At 72.8% G+C, this 24,270-nt stretch carries 21 protein-coding genes, 4 pseudogenes and 1 riboswitch; of the genes and pseudogenes, 15 read left to right on the top strand and 10 right to left on the bottom strand.

Features of this window, described 5'->3' with window-relative positions; all coding sequences use genetic code 11:
- The first annotated feature begins 25 nt into the window (after positions 1–25).
- Both GFH48_RS08875 and GFH48_RS08870 read left to right on the top strand, forming a co-directional pair.
- Positions 26–919 carry a helix-turn-helix domain-containing protein gene (locus GFH48_RS08875; protein WP_153287741.1) on the top strand — a complete coding sequence of 298 codons (894 nt, stop codon included), beginning with the start codon at positions 26–28 and terminating at the stop codon, positions 917–919.
- A 177-nt stretch (positions 920–1,096) separates the two neighbouring features.
- Complete coding sequence (locus tag GFH48_RS08870; protein ID WP_153287740.1) at positions 1,097–2,116, top strand: hypothetical protein; 1,020 nt, start codon at positions 1,097–1,099, stop codon at positions 2,114–2,116.
- Positions 2,117–2,268: 152 nt separating this feature from the next.
- Here GFH48_RS08870 and GFH48_RS08865 read toward each other — a convergent pair whose 3' ends face one another.
- Positions 2,269–3,558, bottom strand: coding sequence for a YhgE/Pip domain-containing protein (locus tag GFH48_RS08865; RefSeq protein WP_153292796.1), 1,290 nt, complete (start codon positions 3,556–3,558; stop codon positions 2,269–2,271).
- Positions 3,559–3,935: 377 nt separating this feature from the next.
- On the opposite strand from GFH48_RS08865, the gene GFH48_RS08860 reads away from it, so the two are divergent.
- On the top strand, positions 3,936–4,730 hold the full coding sequence (locus GFH48_RS08860; RefSeq protein WP_153287739.1) for a maleylpyruvate isomerase N-terminal domain-containing protein: 795 nt from the start codon (positions 3,936–3,938) through the stop codon (positions 4,728–4,730).
- A 99-nt stretch (positions 4,731–4,829) separates the two neighbouring features.
- Here the strand turns inward: GFH48_RS08860 and GFH48_RS08855 are convergent, their stop codons facing one another.
- Positions 4,830–5,357, bottom strand: a complete 528-nt coding sequence (locus GFH48_RS08855) for a MarR family winged helix-turn-helix transcriptional regulator (protein ID WP_153287738.1) — start codon at positions 5,355–5,357, stop codon at positions 4,830–4,832.
- Between the two features lie 129 nt (positions 5,358–5,486).
- On the opposite strand from GFH48_RS08855, the gene GFH48_RS08850 reads away from it, so the two are divergent.
- Entirely contained in the window at positions 5,487–6,002 is a 516-nt protein-coding gene (locus GFH48_RS08850; protein ID WP_153287737.1) for a YceI family protein, read from the top strand.
- A 111-nt stretch (positions 6,003–6,113) separates the two neighbouring features.
- On the opposite strand, the gene GFH48_RS08845 is transcribed toward GFH48_RS08850, so the two are convergent.
- A complete protein-coding gene (locus tag GFH48_RS08845) occupies positions 6,114–6,893 on the bottom strand; it encodes a glutathione S-transferase C-terminal domain-containing protein (protein ID WP_153287736.1) in 780 nt (259 codons plus the stop codon).
- Positions 6,894–7,158: 265 nt separating this feature from the next.
- Positions 7,159–7,233 (bottom strand): putative leader peptide, encoded by a 75-nt coding sequence (locus GFH48_RS40095; protein WP_381922322.1) that lies wholly within the window; start codon positions 7,231–7,233, stop codon positions 7,159–7,161.
- 36 nt (positions 7,234–7,269) lie between these two features.
- A riboswitch (SAM riboswitch) is annotated at positions 7,270–7,416 on the bottom strand.
- Between the two features lie 360 nt (positions 7,417–7,776).
- On the opposite strand from GFH48_RS40095, the pseudogene GFH48_RS08840 reads away from it, so the two are divergent.
- Positions 7,777–8,046 (top strand): annotated as a pseudogene (locus tag GFH48_RS08840) (F420-dependent methylene-tetrahydromethanopterin reductase); the annotation flags it as partial.
- Here the strand turns inward: GFH48_RS08840 and GFH48_RS08835 are convergent.
- Positions 8,039–9,076 (bottom strand): annotated as a pseudogene (locus GFH48_RS08835) (RNA polymerase sigma factor); the annotation flags it as partial. The pseudogenes GFH48_RS08840 and GFH48_RS08835 sit on opposite strands and share 8 nt — an antisense overlap.
- Positions 9,077–9,929: 853 nt before the next feature.
- Positions 9,930–10,694 (bottom strand): CDP-alcohol phosphatidyltransferase family protein, encoded by a 765-nt coding sequence (locus GFH48_RS08830; protein WP_153287734.1) that lies wholly within the window; start codon positions 10,692–10,694, stop codon positions 9,930–9,932.
- 106 nt (positions 10,695–10,800) lie between these two features.
- Between GFH48_RS08830 and GFH48_RS08825 the strand changes: the two genes are divergently transcribed.
- The 5 genes and pseudogenes from GFH48_RS08825 to GFH48_RS39045 all read left to right on the top strand — a co-directional run.
- Positions 10,801–11,781, top strand: coding sequence for a zinc-dependent alcohol dehydrogenase (locus tag GFH48_RS08825; protein WP_153287733.1), 981 nt, complete (start codon positions 10,801–10,803; stop codon positions 11,779–11,781).
- A gap of 137 nt (positions 11,782–11,918) precedes the next feature.
- Positions 11,919–12,317, top strand: a complete 399-nt coding sequence (locus GFH48_RS08820) for a 6-pyruvoyl trahydropterin synthase family protein (RefSeq protein WP_153287732.1) — start codon at positions 11,919–11,921, stop codon at positions 12,315–12,317.
- The gene (locus tag GFH48_RS08815; RefSeq protein WP_228120459.1) at positions 12,314–13,516 is read left to right on the top strand and encodes a glycosyltransferase family 4 protein; all 1,203 of its coding nucleotides are present in this window, start codon (positions 12,314–12,316) and stop codon (positions 13,514–13,516) included. Before GFH48_RS08820 ends, GFH48_RS08815 begins: the two co-directional genes overlap by 4 nt.
- Positions 13,513–14,514, top strand: a complete 1,002-nt coding sequence (locus tag GFH48_RS08810; protein ID WP_228120457.1) for a class I SAM-dependent methyltransferase — start codon at positions 13,513–13,515, stop codon at positions 14,512–14,514. The genes GFH48_RS08815 and GFH48_RS08810 overlap by 4 nt, the downstream gene beginning before the upstream one ends.
- A 122-nt stretch (positions 14,515–14,636) precedes the next feature.
- Positions 14,637–15,590 (top strand): annotated as a pseudogene (locus GFH48_RS39045) (lysylphosphatidylglycerol synthase transmembrane domain-containing protein); the annotation flags it as partial.
- 89 nt (positions 15,591–15,679) lie between these two features.
- On the opposite strand, the gene GFH48_RS08800 reads toward GFH48_RS39045, so the two are convergent.
- Positions 15,680–16,483, bottom strand: a complete 804-nt coding sequence (locus GFH48_RS08800; RefSeq protein WP_153287730.1) for a creatininase family protein — start codon at positions 16,481–16,483, stop codon at positions 15,680–15,682.
- Between the two features lie 49 nt (positions 16,484–16,532).
- Here GFH48_RS08800 and ribA point away from each other — a divergent pair, with 49 nt between their 5' ends.
- Genes ribA through GFH48_RS08775 form a run of 5 tightly spaced genes read left to right on the top strand, consistent with a single transcriptional unit; the run spans position 16,533 to position 21,582 of the window.
- Positions 16,533–17,261 carry a GTP cyclohydrolase II gene (gene ribA, locus GFH48_RS08795; protein WP_153287729.1) on the top strand — a complete coding sequence of 243 codons (729 nt, stop codon included), beginning with the start codon at positions 16,533–16,535 and terminating at the stop codon, positions 17,259–17,261.
- Positions 17,258–18,244, top strand: a complete 987-nt coding sequence (locus GFH48_RS08790; protein ID WP_153287728.1) for an ornithine cyclodeaminase family protein — start codon at positions 17,258–17,260, stop codon at positions 18,242–18,244. The genes ribA and GFH48_RS08790 overlap by 4 nt, the downstream gene beginning before the upstream one ends.
- A complete protein-coding gene (locus GFH48_RS08785; RefSeq protein WP_153287727.1) occupies positions 18,241–19,386 on the top strand; it encodes an NAD(P)/FAD-dependent oxidoreductase in 1,146 nt (381 codons plus the stop codon). The genes GFH48_RS08790 and GFH48_RS08785 overlap by 4 nt, the downstream gene beginning before the upstream one ends.
- On the top strand, positions 19,383–20,438 hold the full coding sequence (locus GFH48_RS08780) for a saccharopine dehydrogenase (RefSeq protein WP_153287726.1): 1,056 nt from the start codon (positions 19,383–19,385) through the stop codon (positions 20,436–20,438). Before GFH48_RS08785 ends, GFH48_RS08780 begins: the two co-directional genes overlap by 4 nt.
- The gene (locus GFH48_RS08775) at positions 20,428–21,582 is read left to right on the top strand and encodes a saccharopine dehydrogenase family protein (protein WP_153287725.1); all 1,155 of its coding nucleotides are present in this window, start codon (positions 20,428–20,430) and stop codon (positions 21,580–21,582) included. The genes GFH48_RS08780 and GFH48_RS08775 overlap by 11 nt, the downstream gene beginning before the upstream one ends.
- 6 nt (positions 21,583–21,588) lie before the next feature.
- On the opposite strand, the gene GFH48_RS08770 is transcribed toward GFH48_RS08775, so the two are convergent.
- From GFH48_RS08770 to GFH48_RS08760, 3 genes and pseudogenes are all read right to left on the bottom strand, one after another.
- Positions 21,589–22,815, bottom strand: a complete 1,227-nt coding sequence (locus tag GFH48_RS08770) for a serine hydrolase domain-containing protein (protein ID WP_153287724.1) — start codon at positions 22,813–22,815, stop codon at positions 21,589–21,591.
- A pseudogene (locus GFH48_RS08765) lies at positions 22,781–23,651 on the bottom strand (MFS transporter). Before GFH48_RS08765 ends, GFH48_RS08770 begins: the two are co-directional and overlap by 35 nt.
- Positions 23,648–24,232 (bottom strand): TetR/AcrR family transcriptional regulator, encoded by a 585-nt coding sequence (locus GFH48_RS08760; protein WP_153287723.1) that lies wholly within the window; start codon positions 24,230–24,232, stop codon positions 23,648–23,650. Before GFH48_RS08760 ends, GFH48_RS08765 begins: the two are co-directional and overlap by 4 nt.
- Positions 24,233–24,270: the final 38 nt, after the last annotated feature.

The raw sequence follows: 24,270 nt of genomic DNA, 5'->3' as shown, positions 1-24,270 counted from the left end.
TGCCGGGGAGTCCAATACTCGGGGCATGGACGGAAAACGACAGCTCGGCGAGTTCCTGCGGGCACGCCGCTCCCAGGTGCGGCCCGAGGATCTCGACCTGGTGACCTACGGCGACCGACGCCGTGTGCCCGGGCTGCGGCGCGAGGAACTGGCCCAGCTGGCGGGTGTCAGCCAGTCGTACTACGCGCGGCTGGAGCAGGGGCAGTCCAACGCCTCCCCGGAGGTCCTGGAGGCGATCGCGCAGGCACTGCGACTCGGCGAGGCCGAACGCCGGCACCTGCTCGAACTGGCCGCGGGCGCGCGTCGCCGGACCCGCGCACGCCGGCCGGAGCCGGAACGGGTGTCACCGGCCCTCGCGCGGCTGACGGCCGCGCTGGACGACGTACCCGTGGTGGTGCTGGGGCGGCGCGGTGATGTCCTGGCCTGGAACCGCGCCGGGCACGCGCTGTACGCCGGTCACCTCGACCCGGAGGGACCGGAACGGCCGGGGGAGCGGCCGAACATGGCGCGCCTGGTGTTCCTCGACGAGCACACCCGTGATCTCTACGTGGACTGGCCGGCCAAGGCCAGAGCCGTGGTGGGTGCCCTGCGGCTGGCGTCCGGCCGGTTTCCCGACGACCCGGCCCTCGCCTCACTCGTCGGTGAACTGACTCTCGGCAGCGAGGAGTTCGCCTCCATGTGGGCGGACCACCGGGTCAAGACGAGTGAAGCGACCGGCTACGGGATGCGGCATCCGCTGGTGGGTGCCATGGATGTCACGCAGCAGACGCTGCACGCCGAGGACGGCCTGACCGTCGTCATCGCGACCACCGAGGCGCACTCACCGTCACGGGCCGCCATGACGCTCCTCGTGCACAGCGCCGGCGCCGACCGGCAGGGCGTGCGACCGGCCAGGTCCCCGGGGCGCGCCCCCGCCTAGCACGAGCCTCCCCTCCCCTCGGCACCCCCGGACGCCCGCGGTTCCCGGCGTCCGGCAACCCGGCAGTCCGGCAGTCCGGCAGTCCGGCCGTCCGGACACATCCGGAGAATCCGTCCGCCCCGCACCGCGCACGCGATGCCGTGCGCCCGAAAACCCTTGTGAAGGAAACAGAAGGACATGAGAAACAAACTGGCCGTACTCGCCTGTGCCGTCACCCTCGCCGCGACGACCGCGGTCACGGCCTTCACCGAGATCTCCGCCACGGCGGCGACGGGACCGGCCGTGACAAGGCCGGTCGCGACGCCCCGTATCGCCGCGCACTTCGACCTCGCCCGGGGACAGATGCCGGAGAACATCGCGCTGGAGCCCGACGGCACGGCCGACGTCACGTTCGCGGCCGCCCGTCAGGTGGCCGCCGTCAGCCCGGCCGGCGCGATCCGCGTCCTGGCCACCCTGCCGGCACCGGCCGACGGCGGCGTCCACACCCCGGCCCTCGGCTTCGCCCTGACCACGGGCATCGTCCGGGCCCACGACGGCACGCTGTACTTCCTCTACGCCAGCGGCACCCCGGACCTGACCGGCGTGTGGCGGCTGCGTCCGGGCGGCACCCCGCACCGCATCGCGGCACTCCGCGCCGACGGCCTGCCCAACGGACTGGTGCTGGACGAGCGCCACCACAGGCTCTACGCCGCCGACTCCGTACGGGGAGAGATCCTCACCGTGCCGACCACGGGCGGTGACCCCACCACCTGGTCCGCCGCTCCCGAACTCGCCGCGACCGGATTCCTCGGCGTCAACGGCCTGAAGATCCACCGCGGCGCGCTGTGGGCCACCAACCTCGACGGGGGCACCGTGCTGCGCATCCCGTTCGGACCCGGGGGCCGGCCCGGACCGGTCCGCACCACGGCGACGGGTCTGACCGGCATCGACGACTTCGCCTTCACCGGCCGCGGCGACGAGATCCTGGCCGCGCTCGACGGGCCCGGCACGGTCGTGCGGATCCGGCGCGACGGCACCTCCTCGACCGTGCTCACCGCGGCGGACGGACTGCAGAACCCGACCTCGGTCGCGCTGCGCCGCGGCACCCTCTACGTCCTCAGCGCCGCGTACACGACGGCCACCGACCCCAACCTCCTGCTCGCCCCCGTACCGGGCCGGGTGACGGGCGCGGGGAACACGCCCGGCGACCACCGATGACAGGCGCGGGGCGCCGGGCCGGCTGTTCCGGCCCCGGCGCCCCGGCCGCGCAGGTCCGCACCCGTACGCGGTGCTCGTGATCACCCGTACACGGTGCCAGGGACCTCGGGGGTCCTCCGGGTGCTCGTGTCCGCGTGCCTTCCCGAGCCCGCTCAGGCCGGCTGCGGGGTCAGGCGGTGCAGGCCCCTGCGGTCGTAGTAGCGCGTCATCGCGAGCCCGAAGAGCAGGGCGACCGCCGTGCCGACCGCGATCATGAGCCAGGCGCGGGCGAGACCGGCGTCGGCGCGCGCGTCGAAGAAGAGGATGGAGCGGACGCCACCGCCGAGCTGGCGCATCGGTTCGAAGACGCTCAGGAAACGGTAGAAGCCCGGGACGGCCTGCAGCGGGACGGTCGATCCGGACGAGGGGAGGCCGAGCACGATGAACACGAACATGGACACGAGCTGGCCGATCCCCCCGAAGGCCGCGTTGATGGCCTGGACGCCCAGGCCGACCGCGACGTTCGCGCAGTAGGAGTAGATCCACAGCAGTGGCAGGTGGGAGGCGTCCATGCCGAGGATCGCGATGGCGGCGACCATCACCAGCGTGGTGGTCAGCACGGAGATGCCCGCGGTCATGCCCATCTTCAGCAGCAGCGTCTGGGTACGGCTGATCGGCACGGTGGGGCGGCGGGTGTGCCAGGGGCCGATCTCGGTGTCGGCGTAACCGAGCGCGGTGTCCACGCCGTTGTTGATGACGTTCGCTCCCAGGAACCCGGCCAGGACCAGCAGCAGCGTGTAGTAGAAGGCGGTCAGGCCCAGGCCGCTGTGCTCACCGATGGGGTGGCCGACCTCGGTGGTGACCGTCACCGGGTCGGCCAGCAGCAGACGGGTCGTGGAGTCGGCGTCCGCGGCCGCGGGGGAGGCCGTGAGCCGCTTGCCGACGGTGAGCGAGGCCTGCTGGGCGGTCTGCTGGGCGATCCGGCTCGCCAGTGAGGAGCCGAGGCTGCCCAGACCCGGGTTGGTGAGGACCGTCAGTTTCGGCCGGGCCGTCGCGTCCGAGGTGGTGAGCGCGGTGACGGAGGCCGTGAAGTCGGCGGGGACGACCAGCGCGCCGAAGATCTTTCCGGCGGTGAGTCTGTCCTGGAGCTGGGCGCGGGTGAGCCGTTGCCAGCGGGCCTTGCCTGAGGTGTCGGCGACGATCGCGCGGGTGAGCTGTGCTCCCAGGTTCGTCGTCTGTCCGGGCATCGGTCTGCCCTGGTCGGTGTCGACGATACCGATGGGCAGGTCGCGCAGGGCGCCGTTCGGATTGAGGATGCCGCCCATGTAGAGGAGGGCCAGCAGCAGTGAGAGCAGCCCGCTCAGCACGGTCGGCAGCAGCCACAGCCTGGGGCGCCGCAGGAGGGCCGCCGCACCGGCCGGGGCAGGGGCGTGGTCGGGAGCGGGCGTGCCGTCGGCGGCCATGGTCCTCCGTGGTTGGGGGTCGGGCGCGGGCGGGACGGGGCGGGCGGGACGCGCCCGCCAGGCCAGGATGCGGGGTGCGGCGCCACCGTGTTCAGCGACTCGCCGGGTGCGGGACCGGGGCGAGCGGAGGGCGCCCGCGCCCCGGCGGTCGTATCCGCGGTCGTCGTACCGGTCGTACCGGTCGTATCCGCGGTCGTCGTCGTACTCGTCGTACTCGTCGTACTCGTCGTACTCGTCGTGCGAGCGCGCCATCACGCGGCCCGCGGACGACCATCCCCATGGCCGATCGCCGCCCCTGTCACCCCCCACCCCCTTGGACACCGTGACCGTCCTGGGTACGGTTCCCGCACCATCCCACCCCTCCCCGGAGCCGAGACATGACAGACCGTGCCGACCAGACCATCGCCGCGCTGCGCGGCGGACACGACTACCTGACCTCCGTGGTGCACGGGCTCGCCACCGCCGACCTCACCCGGCGCTCGGGCGCGTCGGAGTGGGACGTGTCCCAGGTCCTCAGCCACCTGGGCAGCGGCGCGGAGATCGGCCGCGCGACCCTGGAGGGCGCGCTGAACGGCACCGGACCGCGGGACGGCGATTTCAACAAGTCCGTGTGGGCGCGCTGGGACGCGATGTCCCCGGCCGAGCGCGCCGAGGGATTCGTGCACGCCGACGAGCGGCTCGTACGCGCTTACGAGGCGCTGGACGCGCGGGCCCGTGAGGAACTCCGCGTGGACCTCGGCTTCATGCCGGCACCCGTGGACGTCGCGACGCTGGCGGGCCTGCGGCTCAGCGAGTTCACCCACCACACCTGGGACGTCGAGGTCGCCTTCGACCCGACGGCGGTGCTGCTGCCGGTGGCGACCGAGCCGCTCCTCACCCAGGCCGGCCTCCTCATAGGGTTCCTCGGCAAGGCGGACGCCCTGGGCGGCCGCCACGCCCGTATCGCCGTGCGGACGGTCTCTCCGACGCGTTCGTTCGGGCTCGACCTGGGTGACTCGGTCGCGCTCGTCGACGAGCCCGCCGAGCCCGACGCCGTACTGAGCGCCCCGGCCGAGTGGTGGCTGCGTCTCGTCTCCGGCCGCCACGCCCCCGCCCACACCCCGGCCGAGGTGAACCTGAAGGGGGACGCCCTCACGCTGGACGACCTGCGACGCGTCTTTCCCGGCTTCTGACCCGCGAGGCCGTCCGGGGGAGGCTTCGCGCGCTTCCGGGCCGTGGCGCGGGCGGGTGCGCCGTGTCACGGCCCTGCAGCCGGTCCCCGGGGCCGTCGCTCACGGTCCTGCCGGGCCGCCCGCCGCACGTGAACCGTCATGGGGGGCCTCTGGGGGCGGCAGCAAGTCGTGCAGCTGCTCGTACCGCTGCGCGCAGGCCGTTCGGGCGATGGCCTGCGAGACGGCGTCGGCCAGCGGGCGCGAGGACTCGCTCAGCAGCGTGCGCGCCTTGTCCGTGAGCGCCACCTCGATACCCCGTTTGTCCCCGCACGCCGAGCGCCGCGTGATCAGGCCCGCGTGCTGCAGACAGGCCACCTGATAGGTCAGCCGTGTCTTGGGGCGGCCCAGCAGTTCGGCGATCTGTGTCATGCGCAGGCTGGAGCCGGGCTGGTCGGCCAGCAGGCACAGCACCAGGAACTCGTCGTGCGAGACACCGAGGGCGTCCTTGACGTGAGCGCGCAACTGCTGCTCGATCGCCCCGGCCGCCGCCAACAGCCGCATCCAGGACCGCAGTTCGCTCGGCAGCAGGCCGTCGTCGGCCGCCTGCTCGTGTTCGGGCAGGTCAGCGGGGGCGAGGAAGTCGGCCATGGTGTCACAGTCTACCGGTTGTCCAAATTTGAAGAACGGGCTAGCCTGTGATCGTCCAAATTTGGATGACTCCTGGTTGTCCCACGGCCCGTGCGCCACCTCTCATCGTTAACCGTCTGGAGAACTCTCATGACCGTCGCCGTCGAAACCGGCCTGTGGCAGCTCGACCCCGCCCGCACCAGCGTCGTCATCCGGCACAAGACGATGTGGGGACTGGTGACGGTGAAGGGCGTCTTCGCCGCTGTCGCCGGGGAGGGCGAGGTGCGGTCCGACGGGACCGCCCACGGCACCGTCACCCTGGACGTGGCGTCCCTCGACACCAAGAACGGCAAGCGGGACAAGCACCTGCGCTCGGCCGACCTCTTCGACGCGGAACGGCACCCCACGATCACCTTCGCGGTGGACGACGCGGTGGTCGCCCAGGACGACACCGTCGCGGTGACCGGGCAGTTGACCGTGCGCGGCGTCACCAGGCCGCAGCCCGTCGTCGCCCGTGTCACCGCGGCGAGTGCCGAAGACGTCACCCTCGTCGCGGAGTTCACCGTGGACCGCGACCAGTTCGACATGGGCTGGAACCAGATGGGCATGCTCCGCGGCCTGACCACTGTCGTCAGCACCCTCGTCTTCACCCGCGTCAAGGGCTGAGCCGGCGGATCACCGCCCGCCGTCCGTGCGGCGGCGGGCAGTGGCCGTCCCGGGTCCGCGTTCTGCCGGGCAGGCGGACGACGGCGTCCGGCGAGAGAGTCTGACGAGCCGTCAGACCAGTTGCGTCGCCTCACGGAAGACCGGATGGGCGCCCAGTCGGCGGACGTAGTCCCGCAGACGGCCGTACGGGGAGAGCGCGTCCTCCGCGCCGAGGCGCGTGAGGGCCACCCACAGGTCGACGTCCGCGGCCGTCAACTCGCCACCCAGCACATGTGTCCGCGCGGCGAGCCGCTGATCCAGCGAACCGAGCGCGGCCGACCGTGCCGTCGGCGGGGCGTCCGGGGTGAGGCCGCGGTCCAGGAAGGCGCGGAACGTGTCGATGTCCGCGGCGAGGGACGGCGGATGCAGCCGGGGGAGCCCGGCGGCGTCGCGGCAGCCCGGAAGTTCACCGAGGTCGCGCAGGATGTCGGGGGTGTGGTTGCTGACGATGCGTCCGCTCCAGCGGTCGCACAGTGCCGGCGCGGTGAGCGGACCGTCGTAGTGGTGCCAGGTGGCCTCGTACGCCGCCCGCAGCGCGACGCGGGCGTCCGGTGTCCCGGAGGGCCCCGTCAGCAGCGTGGTGGTGACCGAGTCACGCAGTCCCAGCAGCCCGAGGGTGATCGAGACGCGCAGCGAGCGCGGACAGCCCTCGGAGAGGTACAGCTGATAGCGGTGCGGCGCGGGATAGAAGCCGCCGGCCGGACCGACACCGATGCGGCTGCGGATGCGGTGTCCACGCGAGGGTGCGGCGGCCCGGGGGGACGCGGCGGCGACCGCCCCCGTGGCGGGTGAGGCCGGGGCGCGGCGGGTGGAGGCGGGGGCGGCCGGACTGAGCGAGGCTGTCTCGGGCATGACTCTCCAGGGGGACGACGAAGCCCTGCCACCCGGGGCGGCAGCGGCGGGACGGGGTGACTGCGCTGACGTACCGTCCGGACCGCGGACCAGGGCGTGTCACGAAAGCCGCGGATGCCTCACGACTCCTGGTGCGCCCTCTCCCCGCACCGGGCGGAACCCCGGTCACGTCCGGTACACGGACTTCCGTCCGGCACGCCGAGAGCACGCACCGGACTCCGCGAGGCCCGCCCTCCGGGCGGCCGACGGGACTCTCCCCACCCGCCTAGCAGGCGCTGGAGACCCGCTGCAGATCGATGTGCAGGCGCCTGGTGAGACCGCTCGTGCCCTTTCCGGTCATTCCTGTCGCTCCCGTGTCCGGGGCTCGCGAGAGGCGAGACCACGCTTGCCCCACCGCTCCGGCGGGACCCGGTCGTCACCCGGGGCACCCCGTCGCGGTGGAAGGGTTGCCTGTCAGCGGGCCGGGGCCGATCAACCGCGACGCACGGAGGGAACCGGGCGAAGGGCGCTGACAATCGTGACCGTCCCCGTCAGTCTCGGTCCGCTCCGTGGGCTCGTCAAGAAGGCACCCGCGCGGTCTCACCACGTGGTCGTCCGGGCTTCCGAGCGTCGACACCCGTTCCTGGCCGTGCCTGACCCACGCCGGATCGGACCGGAGCAACTCCGGTGAGCACGAGGCCCCATGGGCCGGAACGGTGACGGTGACCGCGATGCACGCGGGCCAGGGGAAGACCGCCTCCCGCTCCCGTGGCCGAGCCGAGGCCGGCCGGGCCGCTGGATCGTCTCGGCGATCGTGCTGGCCCTGGTCGCCCAGATCGTCCACGGCCTGGCGACCCACCCGTTCTTCGAGTGGGACAGGTTCCAGTACTGGTTCCCGCGTCCCGACCGGCAGGCGTTCGCCGGCTCCCCGGCCACCGCCGCCGAGACGATCAACGACTTCGTGCAGGCCGACGCCTCCGACGGCTTCATCCTCGTCCCGCACATCACCCCCGGCGGCCTCGACGCCTTCGCCGACACCGTGGTCCCGCTGCTCCAGGAGCGCGGTGTGTTCCGTACGGAGTACGAGGGCACCACCCTCCACGACCACCTGGGCCTCGCCCACCCCGACACCGCGGGCACCCGGGGACGGCCGGGTCCGCCGGTGATCAGCTGACGTCGAGGTAGTCCCGGAGGGCCTCGGAGCGTGAGGGGTGACGCAGCTTGGACATCGTCTTGGACTCGATCTGGCGGATGCGCTCGCGTGTCACCCCGTACACCTGCCCTATCTCCTCCAGCGTGCGGGACTGGCCGTCCATGAGGCCGTAGCGCAGCGAGATGATTCCGGCCTCACGCGCGGTCATGTTCGCCAGGACGGCCTGGATGGCGTCCTTGAGGAGCAGGAAGGTGACCATGTCCGCCGGCGAGATGGTCTCGCTGTCCTCCAGTACGTCACCCAGTTCGGTACCGCCCTCCTCGCCGAGGGGGGTGTGGAGGGAGACCGGCTCCTTGGTGTAGTTCTCGATCTCGGTGATCTTCTCCACGGGCACGTCCAGCTTCCTCGCGAGTTCCTCCTGGGTCGGATCGGCCCCCGTGTCCTGGATGAACTCCCTGCGGACCTTGGCCATCCTGTTGATGACCTCGACCATGTGGACCGGAATGCGGATGGTCCGGCTCTGGTCCGCCAGAGCACGTGAGATCGCCTGCCGGATCCACCAGGTCGCGTAGGTCGAGAACTTGAACCCCCTGGCGTAGTCGAACTTCTCCACCGCGCGGATGAGACCCGTGTTGCCCTCCTGCACCAGGTCCAGGAAGAGCATCCCGCGCCTGCTGTAACGCTTGGCGATGGAGACGACCAGACGCAGGTTCGCCTCCACGAGATGGGACTTCGCCCGGTGCCCGTCAGCGGCCAGGATCTCCAGCTCCCGCCGGAACCCCGGGTCGATGCCCGGCTCCTCCAGGAGCCTGCGCTCGGCGAACAGGCCCGCCTCGATGCGCTTCGCCAGGTCCACCTCCTGCGCGGCGCCGAGCAGGGGGACCCGGGCGATCTGCTTGAGGTAGTCACGTACCTGATCGACCGAGGCACCGGAGGAGGTGAGCCGGGGACCGGGGGCGTCGTCGTCCTCCTCCGTGTGCGCCACGGGCCGGGGCGGCTCCTCGTCCCACGCCTGGGAGTCCGTCTCCATGGCCCTCAACTCCTGTCCGGAAGCGGTCGGAGGAACTGCCCGGCGCGGGGCTGCGGCTGGGCCGTCACCCGTTCGGGATGGCCGCGGCGATCACGCCGCCGAGGCGACCGCCTTCGGGGCCCGTGTCGACTGGCCCGTGCAGGAGGGCGAGCAGGTGGCGCACGTCGTCGTGGTGCAGACCGTGGCCGGCTCGCCGAGGACAGGGAGCGTCGTGGCGGGCCGACCGGAATTCCCGTACCCCGGTCCGACGTGATGGAGCGTCCCGGAGTGCCGGAGGACGATCGCGCGCTGCGCGAGGAGGTCCGGGCGTACCCCGAAGGTCGTGGACAGGACGTCGGCGAGGGACTTGCCCTTGAAGTGTACGTCGGGGGCGTCGCGGTTGTACTGCGCTCCGTGACAGACCCGGCACGCCGCGCGGCGCCCGGCGGATCGCGCCGGGCGGCGGCCCGCACGGCGGGCACGCGTCCTTCCGGAGTGACGCCGTCGGTGGACGCGAGGAGCGCGCGCGGGCGGTGAACGCGACGCGTGCACCCGAGGAGTGGACCCGTGTGGCGGACGCGAGGAGTGCACGCGTGCGGTGGACGCGCCCCGATGCGTGCGGGGGCGCCGGCGGCCCGGTCCGGCGGTACGAAGGTCCGGCCCGGTACGCAACTCGGGAGAGTGCGGGGCCGGGTGCGGCCCTGTTCGGAGCCGTGGGCCCACAAGTGGGGGACGGCCTCCGGCGCGTTCGCCCTCACGGGAGTGATCCTCCGGCGACGCCGGTCCCGTGGGACGGCTCTCCGCCGTACCGCTCGCGTACCTGTCGTGTGGGACGGCTCACCGCGCTACCGGTAGCGCGGGGACGGCCCCCGGCCGTCCGTCCCGGTCCTTCCGCTCAGCCGACCTCGGCGAGCTCGCGGACGCTCCGCGGACGCTCCGGCGTGTGCTGGTGACGGTGGCGGCACAGCCACACGATGTCGCGGCCGAACGACCAGACCAGCAGCCCGAGCGCCAGCAGCACCGCGGCCGTGTCCCCCTCCCGGGGCAGGATTCCGGCCCCGGCGACCAGCAGCACGATGCCCTGAAGGGCCGCCACGGTCTTGCGGGCCATGCTGTGCGGCAGTGCCGCGTTCAGCCAGGGGAGGACCCGGGCGGCGGCCACGAACACGTACCGCATGGTGCCGATCAGCAGCACCCAGGGGCCGAGCGACATCGAGACGTACACGCTGAGCACGAGGATCAGGAAGGCGTCGACCTCCATGTCGAAACGGGCGCCGAGGGCGGTCGAGGTGCCGGTGCGGCGCGCGACCTTGCCGTCGACCCCGTCGAGGATCAGGGCGACCGCCGTGAGACCGACGAGCAGGGAGACCGGGGGCGAGCTCTGGAAGGAGTCCGCGACCAGCGCGGTGACGCCGCCGACCAGGATCGCGCGGCCGAGGGTCACCCGATTGGCCGGTCCGAAGGAGCGGGGGCGTGAGCGGCGCAGGGCGCGGGTCAGGACCGCCCAGGTGGCGATCGCGAAGGCCAGGCCGGTCAGCCAGCCCGCGGGCCCCATCCCGATCGCCGTGCCCAGCAGAGCCAGCACCAGGAGCTGCACACCCGCTCCCACCGTGGTCTCCTGAGCCAGGAGCCTCGCGTCGTACGTGTTGTTCAGGGCCACCGCACATCCTCCGGCCATATGACAGAGTCGATCAACGCCGCGTACTGAGCGCGGCTTGTCACCGCTCCGTACGTGAAGATCTGCTCGATCGTTCAGGGGGACGCTCATGGAACTCACAGCTCGCGCCTTCTGGCTGGGCTCGCCCGGCCACGGCGAGATACGCGAGGTGGCCCTGCCGGCGCCCGCGAAGGACGAGGTGCTGGTGCGCACGCTCTACTCCGGAGTCAGCCGGGGCACCGAGTCCCTCGTCTTCCGCGGCGGCGTGCCGGAAAGTCAGCATGCTTCGATGCGTGCACCGTTCCAGGACGGCGATTTCCCCGCACCGGTGAAATACGGCTATCTGAGCGTCGGCCAGGTGGAGGAGGGCCCGGCGGGCCTGCTGGGCAGGACCGTGTTCTGCCTGTATCCGCACCAGACCCGCTACGTCGTCCCGGCGAGCGCCGTGACGGTCGTACCGGACTCGGTGCCGGCGGCCCGTGCCGTTCTCGCCGGGACCGTGGAGACCGCGGTGAACGCCCTGTGGGACGCGGCTCCGCTGGTCGGCGACCGGATCGCGGTGGTGGGCGGCGGCATGGTCGGCTGCTCCGTCGCCGCGCTCCTGGCCCGCTTCCCGGGCGTACGGGTCCAGCTCGTCGACGCCGATCCCCAGCGCGCCGGCATCGCCCGCGCCCTGGGCGTCGACTTCGCGCTGCCCGCGGAGGCCGCCGACGAGTGCGACCTCGTCGTGCACGCCAGCGCCACCGAGGCCGGACTCACCCGGGCACTGGAACTCCTCGCCCGCGAGGGGACCGTCCTGGAGATGAGCTGGTACGGCGACCGGCGGGTCAGCCTCCCGCTGGGAGAGGCCTTCCACTCCCGGCGCCTGGTCGTACGCAGCAGCCAGGTGGGTTCCGTTTCGCCGGCTGCCCGGCCCGGCCGCACGTACGCGGACCGGCTCGCGCTCGCCCTCGAACTGCTCGCCGAGCCCGCCTTCGACGCTCTCGTCACCGGAGAGTGCGACTTCACGGAACTGCCCGGCGTGATGGCGAAACTCGCCTCCGGATCGATACCCGGGTTGTGCCATCGCGTCGTCTACGACGGGGTCTGAGCACCGGGCGACCGGCCTGACCTCAGAAGACTGCGAAGAAAGGGGAACAGGCAGCTGAACAAGGAGAACGGGGCAGCCGTACTACACGGCATGGTCCCGGCAGGGGATCAGACGTGCCGCACCTGGAGGGTCGTCCGTTGTTCAGCATCACCGTCCGCGATCACCTGATGATCGCCCACAGCTTCCGTGGCGAGGTCTTCGGGCCCGCGCAGCGCCTGCACGGAGCGACGTTCCTGGTGGACGCCACGTTTCGGCGCGCCGAACTGGACGACGACAACATCGTCGTCGACATCGGTCTGGCCACCCAGGAACTCGGCGCCGTCGTGAGCGTGTTGAACTACCGCAACCTCGACAACGAGCCGGACTTCAAGAACACGAACACCTCGACGGAGTTCCTGGCCAAGGTCGTCGCCGACCGCCTCGCCGAGCGCGTGCACGCCGGGGCACTGGGCGAAGGCGCCCACGGGCTCTCGGGCATCACGGTCACCCTGCACGAATCACACATCGCGTGGGCGAGTTACGAGCGTGCCCTGTGACCGACACGACCATCGGCCCGCCGGCCGCGAACAGCGACCGGTCGTCCCTGAACTACGTGCCCGTCCAGCACACCGCTCTCAAGAATGCGGCGATCATCCCCATGTCCCTGCGCTCCGTGCACTTCGTGATGCCGGGCGGCGTCGACGACGCGTCCGCGCCCAGCGGCGGCAACGCCTACGACCGGCGGCTGTGCCTGGACCTCCCCGGCTTCGGCTGGCAGGTCCACCGGCACGCCGTCCCGGGTGACTGGCCGCGGCCCGCGGCCGCCGCCCGTACCGAACTCGCGCGCACCCTGGCCGAGTTGGAGGACGACACGGTCGTCCTCCTCGACGGCATCGTCGCCTGCGGTGTCCCCGAGATCATCGTCCCCGAGGCCGAACGGCTGCGTCTCGTCGTCCTGGTGCACCTGCCGCTCGGCGACGAGACCGGACTCGCGCCGGCCGTGGCCGCGGAGCTGGACGCGAAGGAACGCACCACCCTGCGGGCCGTGCCCGCCGTCGTCGCCACCAGCGAATGGGCGGTGCGCCGGCTCGTCGCCCACCACGGACTCGCCCCCGACCGTGTGCATGTCGCCGCCCCCGGCGCCGACATCGCCCCGCTGGCCTCCGGCACCGACGGCGTCTCGCGGCTGCTGTGCGTCGCCGCCGTCACCCCGCGCAAGGGCCAGCACCGGCTGATCGAGGCCCTCGCCACCGTCACCGACCTGCCCTGGAGCTGCGTCTGCGTCGGCGGACTCACCCAGGACCCGGCGTACGTCGCCCAACTGCGCGGTCTGATCGAGAAGTACGGCCTCGGCGACCGGCTGCACCTCGCCGGACCGCAGGCGGGCGCGGAACTCGACGCCAGCTACGCCGCGGCCGACCTCATGGTCCTCACCTCGTACGCCGAGACGTACGGCATGGCCGTCACCGAGGCGCTCGCCCGGGGCATTCCGGTGCTGGCGACGGATGTCGGCGGCCTGCCCGAAGCGGTCGGCCGCGCGCCCGACGGCGGGGTGCCCGGCATCCTCGTCCCCCCGGAGAACCCGGCCGCCCTGGCCGTGGAACTGCGCGGCTGGTTCGGCGAGGCCGATGTGCGCCGCCGGCTGAAGGCGGCCGCCCGCGGCCGGCGCGCCGCACTCGACGGCTGGGCCGCCACGGCCCGCAGCCTGGCGGGCGTGCTGGCACGGCTTCCGCAGGAACCCCGGAGGGCGGCATGAAAACGACGGCGACCGGTGCGGACGCTCCCCGGCAGGGGGCGCCGCGTACCGCCGGGACCGATACCGCGGGCGCGAGCGTGAAGCAGGTCGTTCCCGGGGCGGGCCCCACCCCGGGCGGTTCCGGCGCACCGGGACGGCGCGCGGACACGCCCGACGACGACATGCCCCGTTACGCCCCCCAGTGGCTCCAGTTGCGGGAGGGCGCCGACGCCGCGGCACGCGCGGCCGACCTGCTCGACCCGCTGCGCATCCGGCTGGCCAACCTGCCCCGGCGCGGCGGCGACCTGGTGATTCACGACCTCGGCTGCGGCACCGGCTCCATGGGCCGCTGGCTGGCCCCGCGTCTCGACGGTGCCCAGCACTGGGTCCTGCACGACCGGGACCCGTATCTGCTGCACTTCGCGACGGTGGGCTCGCCCAGCGCGGCCGCCGACGGCAGCCGGGTCACGGTCACCACGCAGCGCGGCGACATCAGCCGGCTGACCGCCGACGCGCTGACCGGGGCCTCGCTGGTGACGGCCTCCGCCCTGCTGGACGTGCTGACCCGCGAGGAGATCGGCCGGCTCGCGGAGGCCTGCGCGGACGCCGGGGTCCCGGCCCTGCTGACGCTCTCCGTCGCGGGCCGTGTCGAGTTCACCCCCGGCGACCCGCTGGACGCCGAGTTCGCCGAGGCCTTCAACGCCCACCAGCGGCGCGGGGACCTGCTCGGCCCGGACGCGATCACGGCGGCCTGCGAGGCCTTCGACCAGCACGGCGCGACCGTCCGGGTGCATCCGAGTCCCTGGCGGCTCGGGCCCGCCGAGGCCGCGCTCACCGAGGAGTGGCTGCGCGGCTGGGTCGGTGCGGCCGTCGAGCAGCGGCCCGAGCTGGCGGAGCGTGCGGAATCGTACCTGCGGGACCGTCTGGCGGCCTGCGCCGCGGGCGAGTTGCGTGTGGTCGTGCACCACAGCGACGTACTGGCGCTGCCGTCGCCGCGGCCGACGGGCGGTGCGAAGTGAGCGCGGGGGTGGAAACGGTCGGCGTGGACGCCGGCACGGTTCCCGCCGTCGGCAGGCGTGTCGTCCTGCGCATCCGCGGCGCGGCCGCCCGAGCCGTCGCGCTCCCGTCCGCGGCGGGCGACATGACACCGGCCGGCCACGCGCCCGAGCGGGCCGAACCGGCGCCGACCGCCGACGGCCGGCGCCCGGCGGGCGCCCTGCGCGCGCTGCTCGACTCCCGCGGCCTGCGCACCCACTTCGGCACCGTCGCCGGCGCCGCCATCCTCGGCGTACTGCTGTGGCGGCTCGGCACCGGAGTCTTCCTGGACGGGCTGCGCAGGATCGACGCCACCACCCTGCTGGCCGGGGTCGGACTGGGGCTGCTCACCACGGTGTTCAGCGCCTGGCGCTGGTGCCTGGTGGCCCGCGGACTGCGGATCCGGCTGCCGCTGGCCAGCGCCGTCGCCGACTACTACCGCGCGCTGTTCCTGAACGCGGCGCTGCCCGGTGGTGTCCTCGGTGACGTGCACCGCGCGGTACGGCACGGCCAGAGCGCGGGCGACATCGGGCGCGGTGTGCGCGCGGTGGTCCTCGAACGGACCGCCGGACAGGCGGTCCTGGTCGCCGTGGGGGCCGTGGTCCTGCTCACGCAGCCGTCACCGGTCCTCACGGACGCCCGCCGGCTGGCCCTCGTCCTGGCGATGGTGTCGGTGTGCTCGGTCGTGACGGTGGGCGTGGTCCGCAGGGCGAGGCCGACCGCTCCTTCCCGCCGGTACGGAGCCGTCCGCGCCGCCCTCACCGAGGCGCGCGGAGCGCTGCTGGCCCGCGGGAACTGGCCGGGTGTGCTCATCTCGTCGGTCGTGGTGCTGGCCGGACACCTGGCCATGTTCCTGATCGCCGCCCGCGTCGCCGGATGCACCGCGTCCGCGGCCGAGTTGCTGCCGCTGGCACTGCTGGCCCTGCTCGCCATGGGCCTGCCGCTCAACGTCGGCGGCTGGGGTCCCAGGGAAGGCGTCATGGCCTGGGCGTTCGGTGCGGCCGGCCTGGGCGCCGGCATGGGTCTGAGTGTCGCCGTGATCTACGGGGTGCTCAGCTTCGCCGCCGCCCTGCCCGGCGTCGTGGTCCTGTTCGTCCGCTGGTTCGCGGCGCTGCGACGCCCGCGGGAGGAGAACGCAGGAGGGCAGGATCAATGCCGGGATTCAGCGACCGCCGAGGGGCCCGTCCCCGCCGGGGGCGGCGTCTTCTCCGTCAGCAGCGAGAAGTACGCGCCGAAGGCCTCGGTCAGCCCCGCCAGGAGCTCCCTGCCCTTCTCCGCGGAGGCCCTCGAAGGACGGCCGATGACGCCGGACTCGGTATAGCCGGACATACCGAGGGTGAGCAGATGACGCCGGTCGTCCGCGACGAAGTCGGAGGTCTCGTGACCGGGCCGGAGCAATTCCGGGTGAGTGTGCAGAAGAATGGAGGTCTCGATTTCTCCCGCGTGCATATCGGTGAGCAACGAGGTCTCCACACCTGCCCGTTCGAGCGCGGCCTCCCAGTCCTCCGCGGCAGGGAAAAGCGCCATACGCGTACCACTGCCCGCGGATTCCTGGACGACATTGCCCAGCACGTAATTCCCGCCGTGTCCGTTGACCACTACCAGGGTGTCCACACCCGAGCGGCGGAGCGATTCGGCTATGTCCCGCACCACCGCGTACAGCGTGACGGCGGAAATGCTGACGGTCCCCGGCCACGCGGCGTGCTCGTGCGAGCAGGAGATCGTCAACGGAGGAAGGAGATGGACCGGATGGGCGGCGGCGATCTCATGCGCGACGGCGCACGCGACCAGCGTGTCCGTCGCCAACGGAAGGAACGCCCCGTGCTGTTCGAAGCTTCCCACGGGAAGCACCGCGACCTCACGGGTGACACCGGCCCCCCGCTCGCGCACATCCTCGGTGGTGTCCGCCGGCAACAGACCGGACACCGTCGAGCGCGTTCCCGAACCACTCATGTTTCACGGCCTTTCGACTCTTCTTTCGACTCTGCTTAGGAACCAGATCATGACAGATAACTTCGCAGTACTTGCCGGGACCGCGCGCCGCTCTGGTGTCGAACGAGTCGTGATTGCCCCTCTGCCCACCGTGTACGGCAATTTCCAGGCGGTCGGCTACCTTGACCACGACCGGGGCGAGGAGCAAGTGGTCCTGGTCCACGGGGATGTCGGTGATCTCGCCGACGCCGGAGGGGACGCGACGAAGGAAGGCGTCCTCACCCGGCTCCATTCGGAGTGCCTCACCGGCGACGCCTTCGGCTCCACGCACTGCGAGTGCGGCGACCAACTCGCCGCGGCGCTGCGCGCCATCGTCGCGGAGGGCCGCGGCATCCTCGTCTACCTCCGCGGGCACGAGGGCCGCGGTATCGGTCTGCTCGCCAAGCTGCAGGCGATGAAGCTCCAGTCGGAGGGCCTCGACACCGTGGAGGCCAACGTCGCCCTCGGTCTGCCGGTCGACGCCCGCGACTACCGGGTGGCCGCGGACATCCTGCACGACCTCGGCGTACGGTCGGTGCGTCTACTCTCGAACAACCCGCGCAAACGTGAGTCGCTGCAGCGCAACGGCATCAGGGTCGCCGAACAGGTCCCGCTGCTGATACCGCCGTGCGAGGAGAACCTCGGGTACCTGCTCACCAAGCGGGAGCGCCTCGACCACTTCCTCCCGCACCTGGACGGCGGCGACTGGGCGAAGGCGATCTTTTGCGGAACGGCGCAGGCGGCTATCACTGAGGAATGACAGAAGACGACGCCGGACCGCTCTACCTGTCCCGAGAGCAGGTCGTGGAACTGCTCGACACCGACACGGCGATCGCCTCGCAGCGCGCGGCGTTCACCGCGCTCGGTGACGGCACCGCCGAGCTTCCCGGCAAGATCATGCACCCCAGCCGCTTCGACGACAGTGTGGTCTTCGCCTACCTGGCGCGGCTGTCCGCGGACACCGGGGCCGTCGCCAAGTTCGGCAGCGTCAACCCGGGCAACGCGGCGGCCGGGCTGCCGACCGTCCACGCCGTGATCAACGCGCTCGATCCGGTGACCGGTGGGCTCGCCGCGGTCATGGACGGCACGGCGGTCACCACCCTGCGCACCGCCGCCGCCGGCGCCGTCGCCTTCGACGCGCTGGCCACCGCGGACAGCGCGGAGCTCGGCCTGCTGGGCTCCGGCACCCAGGCGCTGGCCCACGCGCGGGCCGTCGCCCGGGTACGCGAACTGCGGTCCGTACGGGTGTGGAGCCCGCATCCCGGCCGGCGTGCGCGGGCGGCCCAGCGGCTCGCCGCCGAACTCGGAGTCGCCGTCGAGGCGGTGGGCACCGCCGAGGAGGCGGTCGCCGGAGCGTCGATGGTCGCGGCCTGCACGCTCAGCACGACGCCCGTCGTGCGGGGCGAGTGGCTGGCGCCGGGATGCACGGTGATCAGCGTGGGATCGTTCGAGCCGACTCGCAGCGAGGTCGACGCCGAGACGGTCCGGCGGGCCGCGGCGGTGGTCGTCGACGACCCGGTGACGGCCGCGGAGCACGCCGGACCGGTGGTCGAGGCGCTGGCCCGGGGCACCCTCGCACCGGACGACCTGATCCCGCTCGGCGGCGTCCTCACCGGCGGTCGCAGGGCCCGCACCGGCCCCGACGACATCGTCCTCCACATCAGCGTCGGGCTCGGCATCCAGGACGCCGCGGCGGCCTGGGCCGTGATCGACGCGGCCCGCGCCCGGCGGGCACGGCGGTGAACGGGACCGCTGAGGTCGTCGTCATCGGAGGCGGCGTCATCGGCACGAGCATCGCCTACCACCTGGCCCGCGCGGGCGTACGGGACGTCGTGCTGGTCGAGCGCGGCGAACTGGCCTCCGGCTCCACAGCGCGGGCCGCGGGCGGCGTCCGGGCGCAGTTCTCCGACGAACTCAACATCCGGCTGGGCGCGCGCAGCCTGGAGGCATTCGCCCGCTTCGCGGAGGAACCCGGCCAGGACATCGGCCTGCACCGGGTCGGCTACCTGTTCCTCCTCTCCACTCCCGAGGAGGTCGCGGCCTTCGAGGACGGGGTGCGGCTGCAGAACACGCTCGGAGTGCCCAGCCGTCTGATCGGCCCGGCCGAGGCACGGCGGCTGTCCCCGCTCATCACGACAGACGGTCTGCTGGCCGCCGCCTTCTCCCCGGACGACGGGCACTGCACCCCCGAGTCCGTGGTCCAGGGATACGCGGCCGGAGCCCGCCGGCACGGCGCGACCCTGCTGCGGCACTGCGAGGTCACCGGCATCGAGACCCGCGGGGACACCATCACCGCGGTGGTCACCACGGGCGGCCGGATCACCACCGGCGCGGTCGTCTGCGCGGCCGGCGCCTGGTCGCGGGCCGTCGGCGCGATGGCCGGGGTGGACCTCCCGGTGCAGCCGCTGCGCCGGCAGATCGCCGTCACCGAACCCGTCCCCGGCCTGCCGCCCGGCCTCCCGATGACCATCGACTTCACCACCAGCCTGTACTTCCACGCCGAGGGCCCGGGGCTCCTCGTCGGCATGTCCGACCCCGACGAGACCCCCGGGTTCGCGACCGGGACGCACGATCGCTGGATACCCCGGCTGGCGGAGGCCATGCGGCGGCGGGCGCCCGCCCTGCTCGACCTGCGCCGCACGGGCGGCTGGGCGGGCCTCTACGAGGTCACGCCGGACCACAACGCGCTGATCGGCGAGGCGCGTTCGTGCGCGCGCTTCCTGTACGCGACCGGGTTCTCGGGCCACGGTTTCCTCCAGGGACCGGCGGTCGGCGAGGTGGTCCGGGATCTGTACCTGGGCCGCGTACCCTTCCTCGACAGCAGCCCCCTGAGCGTCGAGCGCTTCGCCGCCGACGCCCCGCGCCCGGAGGTCAACCTCGTATGACCGAGCTCCACTTGTGGCTGCGCCACGAGACCCGTACGACCGAACGGCGCACGCCCGTCGTGCCCTCGGACGCCGCACGGCTCGTCGACGCCGGCGTGACACTCACGGTCGAGGACTCGCCGCAGCGGGTCCACTCGATCGAGGCGTACGAGCAGGCGGGGTGCCGTGTCGCCGAGGCGGGCTCCTGGGTCTCCGCGCCGCCGGAGACGGTGGTCGTCGGCCTCAAGGAACTCCCGGACGAACCGGCCGGACTGACCCACCGGCACATCTTCTTCGGCCACGCCTACAAGCGGCAGCCGGGAGCCGAACCGCTGCTGCGGAGGTTCCTCGCCGGTGGCGGCGCCCTGCTCGATCTGGAGTACCTGGTCGACGACGAGGGACGCAGGCTCGCCGCCTTCGGCTACTGGGCCGGATACCTGGGGGCGGCGCTCGCGGTGCTCCACCACCGGGGCGCCCTGAAGGTCCCGTTGCACCCCACGTCGAAGGGGGAACTGGACGCGGAACTCGGCGCCAGTGCAGGGGAGTTGTCGGCTCTGGTGATCGGTGCCCTCGGCCGCAGCGGCCGGGGCGCCCGAGCGGCGCTGGGCGTGGCCGGGGCGGAGCCGACCTGCTGGGATCTCGCCGAGACCCGTGATCTGGACCGAGCCGCCCTGCTGGAGCACGAGTTGACGGTGAACACCGTGCTCACGACCCGGCCGATCCCGCCCTTCCTCACGGACAAGGACCTCGACGAACCCGGCCGCCGGCTGCGCACGCTGTGCGACGTGACCTGCGACGTCGGATCGCCGCTCAACGTGCTGCCGGTCTACGACACCACCACGGACTGGACGCGCCCCGTACGCCGCCTGCGGGAGCGTCCCGCCCTGGACCTGATCGCCATCGACAACCTGCCGTCCCTGCTGCCCCTGGAGGCGAGTGCCGACTTCTCGGCGGCGCTGCTGCCGCGGCTCCTGGAGTTCGGCGTCGGCGGACCCTGGGGCCGCTGCCTCGACCGGTTCCACCAAGCGTGCCGTGAACTCGGCCTGGACGAGGGAGAGTTCCGTGACGTCTGAGGCCACGGCCGCGAGCGGCACCGTCCACTGGATCGGCGCGGGTCTGTCCACCGGCAGCGGTCTGGCCGCGGTCTGTGACGTCGCCGACCGTGTACATCTGTGGCACCGCACCGAGGAGCGCGCGGCACGGAGCCTGGAGGCACTGGGCCTGACCGGTCGCGCCGATCCCCGGGCCCACACGCTGCCCGCGCTCACCGCCGCGCTCGCCCCCGGAGACGTCGTGGTCTCCATGCTGCCCGCGCCGGAACACGCCCCCCTGCTCGCCGCCTGCGTCGGGAGCGGCGCCCACTTCGCGTGCTCCAGCTATGTGTCGGACGCGGTGCTCGAACAGGTGCCCGCGGCCACGGCGGCCGGCGCGGTGGTGCTGACCGAGTGCGGGCTCGACCCGGGCATCGACCACCTCTTCGCCCACAGCCTGATCGCGCGGGCCCGCCGGGAGATCGGGGACGACGCGGCCGCCTCGTACCGCCTCACGTCGTACTGCGGGGGCATCCCGGCGGTGCCCAACGACTTCAGGTACCGCTTCAGCTGGGCGCCGGCGGGTGTGCTGGGCGCCCTGCGCTCGCCGGCCCGATACATCGAGGACGGTGCCCGGACCACGGTCGCGCGCCCCTGGGAGGCGACCCGCCCCCATGTCGTCGACGGCGAGACCTTCGAGGTCTACCCCAACCGCGACAGCGTGCCCTTCCTCCGGCAGTACGGTCTCCCCGACGCCTGGACGCCGGAGACCTTCGTCCGGGGCACCCTCCGCCTCGACGGCTGGCTGCGTGCCTGGGACGCCGTCTTCGCCGAGCTGAAAGCGGGCGACGACGAGCGGATCGGGGCCCTCGCCCGGCACCTCGCGGCGGCCCACCCGACGACGGACACGGACCGCGACCGCGTCGTCCTCGTGGTGTCCCTCGAGGTACGCGGCGAAGCGGGCGCCGGTTGGTCGGGCCGATACCTCCTCGACCTCGAAGGCACCGCCGACGAGAGCGCCATGGCGCGCTGCGTCTCCCGCACACTCGCCCTCGGCGTCCGCCACATCCTCGACGGTTCGCTCCCGCCCGGCCTGTGCCGCGCCGCGGGAACGGCGCCGCGGTCCGAACAGTGGCTGGACGAACTCGCCCGGGACGGAATGGAGTTCGGCCTGCGGACCGGGTGAGCCGGGTCAGTCCTGCACGGCCTCGTGCACGAGCCGTTTCAGCTCGGGGAAGTGCGCGTGCGACCCCGTCGGGCGGACCTGGGTGAAGAACTGCACGGTCAGGTCCCGGCGCGGGTCGACCCAGAAGGTCGTACCGGCGACCCCGCTCCACCCGAACGCGCCCTCGCTGGAGGGGTACCGGGTGACCGCCGGGTCCACCACGACGGAGACGCCGAGACCGAAGCCCAGGCCCGCGTTGCCGGGTTCACGGTGCAGGGGGCTGCCGAAGGCGCGGCGGTCGACGCCCCCCGGCAACTGGTTGGACGCCATCGTGTCCACGGTCTCGGGCCTCAGCAGCCGGACGCCGTCGAGTTCGCCGCGGCGGCGGAGCATCTCCATGAAGCGGTGGTAGTCGTGGGCGGTGGCCACCATGCCGCCGCTCCCGGACAGGAAGCGCGGACGGCCGTGCAGCGGAAGCCCGGCGATCGGGGCGATCCGGCCCTCGGAGTCCTCACCGTAGAGCTCGGCGAGCCGCCCCGACTGCTCGTCGGTGACACAGAACCCGGCGTCCGTCATCCCGAGCGGGCGGAGGATCCGCTCGGCGAGGAAGACGTCGAGGTCCTGGCCGGACACGACCTCGACGAGGCGGCCCAGGACGTTGGTGGAGACCGAGTAGTTCCACTCGGTGCCCGGCTCGAACTGGAGCGGCAGACCGGCGTACACCTCGCAGGTTCCCGCCAGATCCGCGCCCGGCGCCACCGACGACTCCAGACCGGCGTCGCGGTAGAGGGCGTCGACCGGATGGGAGTGGTAGAAACCGAACGTCAGACCGGAGGTGTGGGTCAGCAGGTGCCGGATCGTGAGGGGCCGACCGGCCGGACGGGTCCGCGTGCCGGCCCCCGATCCGCCGACGTACACCCGCGGTTCGGCGAAGGCCGGCAGGAAACGGGCGATCGGGTCGTCCAGTCGGAAGCGCCCCTCCTCCAGCAGCATCAGAGCGGCCACCGAGGTGACGGGCTTCGTCATGGAGTAGATCCGCCACAGCGTGTCGGTCTCCACCGGGAGCCCGGCCGCGCGGTCGCGCCATCCGTGCGTCGCGAGGTGCGCGACCGTGCCGTGCCGGGACACGGCCACCAGACAACCGGGCAGCCGGTGGTCGTCGACCAGGTGGGCGAGGTACTGGTCCAACCGGGCCAGCGCCTTCGGGTCGAGGCCGACCTCATGCGGCTCGACGTCCTGTCGCAGGTGTCCCATCGCTCTCCTCCGCACTGCGGCTCGTGGACCGCCTCGTGTTCATCGTCTCGTACGGAGTTCCCCCGGCTGCTCCGGGGCAGGCCTGCCCGCGGGTCGCGGAGCGGTCGCGTCCCGGCAGGCGCAGGGCGAGCGGCAGCGCGGTCAGGGCCACGGCCGCCAGAACCGTCAGCGCGGGACCCGTCCCGACTTCGCCCCGGAAGGGCATCAGCACGGCCACCGCGGCGATTCCCAGCGTGGGCCCGACATTCATGGCCGTCTGCTGGAGACCGCCCGCCACCCCCGCCGACTCCACGCGGACGTGCCGTACGACGACCGTCGTCGCGGTGACCATCACCGCCGCGAAGCCGGCGCCCAGCAGGAGGAATCCGGTGCCGATGAGCACCGCCGTGGACTCCCGGCCGAGCCGCGACAGCAGCAGGACCCCCGCCACGAGGACGCACAACGCGATCAGGACCGTCCGGCGCGCCCCGAGGCGCCGCATGAGGACGGCCGACGCGGGCGCGCCCAGCACCATCATGACGGGCGCGGGCAGGGCCCGCAGACCGGTCTCCAACGGGTCGAGGTCCAGTACGTCCTGAAGGAAGCAACTGGCCGCGAACGAGCCGCCGGTGTCCGTGACGGTCCCCGAGCCGTCCGGCGAACACCAACAGGCAGGCCACCGCGATGAGATAGCCGGTGCTGGTCCACTGGACCCGCACGAGGGAGGCGCCGAGATCCCGGCGCAGAGCGGGCTGAGCGACCGTCAGTACGGTGCCGTCCAGGGCGACGATCGCGGCCCCGAGGACGCTTCCCGCGAGGGTGAGGCGGCGGCCGGCCGCCGGGCCGGGCTGCTTCATGACTCCTCCGGTCCGAGGTGCGCGTCCAACGCGGCGCGCAACAGAGGTACGAAGTCGGCCGCACCGGTGGCGAGTCGGAGGCTGCCCCAGCCCCACAGCTGGGCGATGCCGTGCAGGTTCGCCCACAACGCCCCGGCGGTGACCCGCGCCTCGGTCCCGGGTCTCGCCCGGCCGACGAGATCGGTCAGCACCCCGAACAGCGGCAGACTCGTCTCGCGCAGCCCCAGCCGGCCGCTCTCCAGGAGGTCATGACGGAACATCAGCTCGTACATGCCCGGACGCGACCGCGCGAAGTCCAGGTAGACCAGCCCGAGCGCGGTGAGCTGCGAACGAGGGCTCGCACCGCCGTCGCCCAGGGCCTCGGCCACCCGGGCCGCGAGGTCGGTGAAGCCCCGGTGCGCGATGGCCGACAGCAGTTCCAGATGGGTCGGGAAGTGGCGGCGCGGGGCCCCGTGCGAGACCCCCGCCCTGCGGGCGATCTCCCGCAGGGTCAGCGCCTGTGCCCCCTCCTCGGCCACCAGGTCGACGCCGGCATCGATCAGCCGGGCCTTGAGTCCCGTCTCCCGTTCGTTCACGCACATGGTCTACCAGTTGGTAGTAGACACTGTCTACGGACTCG

Source organism: Streptomyces fagopyri (genome assembly GCF_009498275.1).
GTDB classification, from domain to species: domain Bacteria; phylum Actinomycetota; class Actinomycetes; order Streptomycetales; family Streptomycetaceae; genus Streptomyces; species Streptomyces fagopyri.
Note: the sequence above shows the minus strand (reverse complement) of the source record. Positions and strands in the feature narration are given on the sequence as shown.

Excerpts from the sequence above, each read along its gene's own strand:
- GFH48_RS08875 (WP_153287741.1), top strand. The coding sequence starts at position 26 with ATGGACGGAAAACGACAGCTCGGCGAGTTCCTGCGGGCACGCCGCTCC.
- GFH48_RS08870 (WP_153287740.1), top strand. The coding sequence starts at position 1,097 with ATGAGAAACAAACTGGCCGTACTCGCCTGTGCCGTCACCCTCGCCGCG.
- GFH48_RS08865 (WP_153292796.1), bottom strand. The coding sequence starts at position 3,558 with ATGGCCGCCGACGGCACGCCCGCTCCCGACCACGCCCCTGCCCCGGCC.
- GFH48_RS08860 (WP_153287739.1), top strand. The coding sequence starts at position 3,936 with ATGACAGACCGTGCCGACCAGACCATCGCCGCGCTGCGCGGCGGACAC.
- GFH48_RS08855 (WP_153287738.1), bottom strand. The coding sequence starts at position 5,357 with ATGGCCGACTTCCTCGCCCCCGCTGACCTGCCCGAACACGAGCAGGCG.
- GFH48_RS08850 (WP_153287737.1), top strand. The coding sequence starts at position 5,487 with ATGACCGTCGCCGTCGAAACCGGCCTGTGGCAGCTCGACCCCGCCCGC.
- GFH48_RS08845 (WP_153287736.1), bottom strand. The coding sequence starts at position 6,893 with ATGCCCGAGACAGCCTCGCTCAGTCCGGCCGCCCCCGCCTCCACCCGC.
- GFH48_RS08825 (WP_153287733.1), top strand. The coding sequence starts at position 10,801 with ATGGAACTCACAGCTCGCGCCTTCTGGCTGGGCTCGCCCGGCCACGGC.
- GFH48_RS08810 (WP_228120457.1), top strand. The coding sequence starts at position 13,513 with ATGAAAACGACGGCGACCGGTGCGGACGCTCCCCGGCAGGGGGCGCCG.
- GFH48_RS08800 (WP_153287730.1), bottom strand. The coding sequence starts at position 16,483 with ATGAGTGGTTCGGGAACGCGCTCGACGGTGTCCGGTCTGTTGCCGGCG.
- ribA (WP_153287729.1), top strand. The coding sequence starts at position 16,533 with ATGACAGATAACTTCGCAGTACTTGCCGGGACCGCGCGCCGCTCTGGT.
- GFH48_RS08790 (WP_153287728.1), top strand. The coding sequence starts at position 17,258 with ATGACAGAAGACGACGCCGGACCGCTCTACCTGTCCCGAGAGCAGGTC.
- GFH48_RS08780 (WP_153287726.1), top strand. The coding sequence starts at position 19,383 with ATGACCGAGCTCCACTTGTGGCTGCGCCACGAGACCCGTACGACCGAA.
- GFH48_RS08770 (WP_153287724.1), bottom strand. The coding sequence starts at position 22,815 with ATGGGACACCTGCGACAGGACGTCGAGCCGCATGAGGTCGGCCTCGAC.
- GFH48_RS08760 (WP_153287723.1), bottom strand. The coding sequence starts at position 24,232 with ATGTGCGTGAACGAACGGGAGACGGGACTCAAGGCCCGGCTGATCGAT.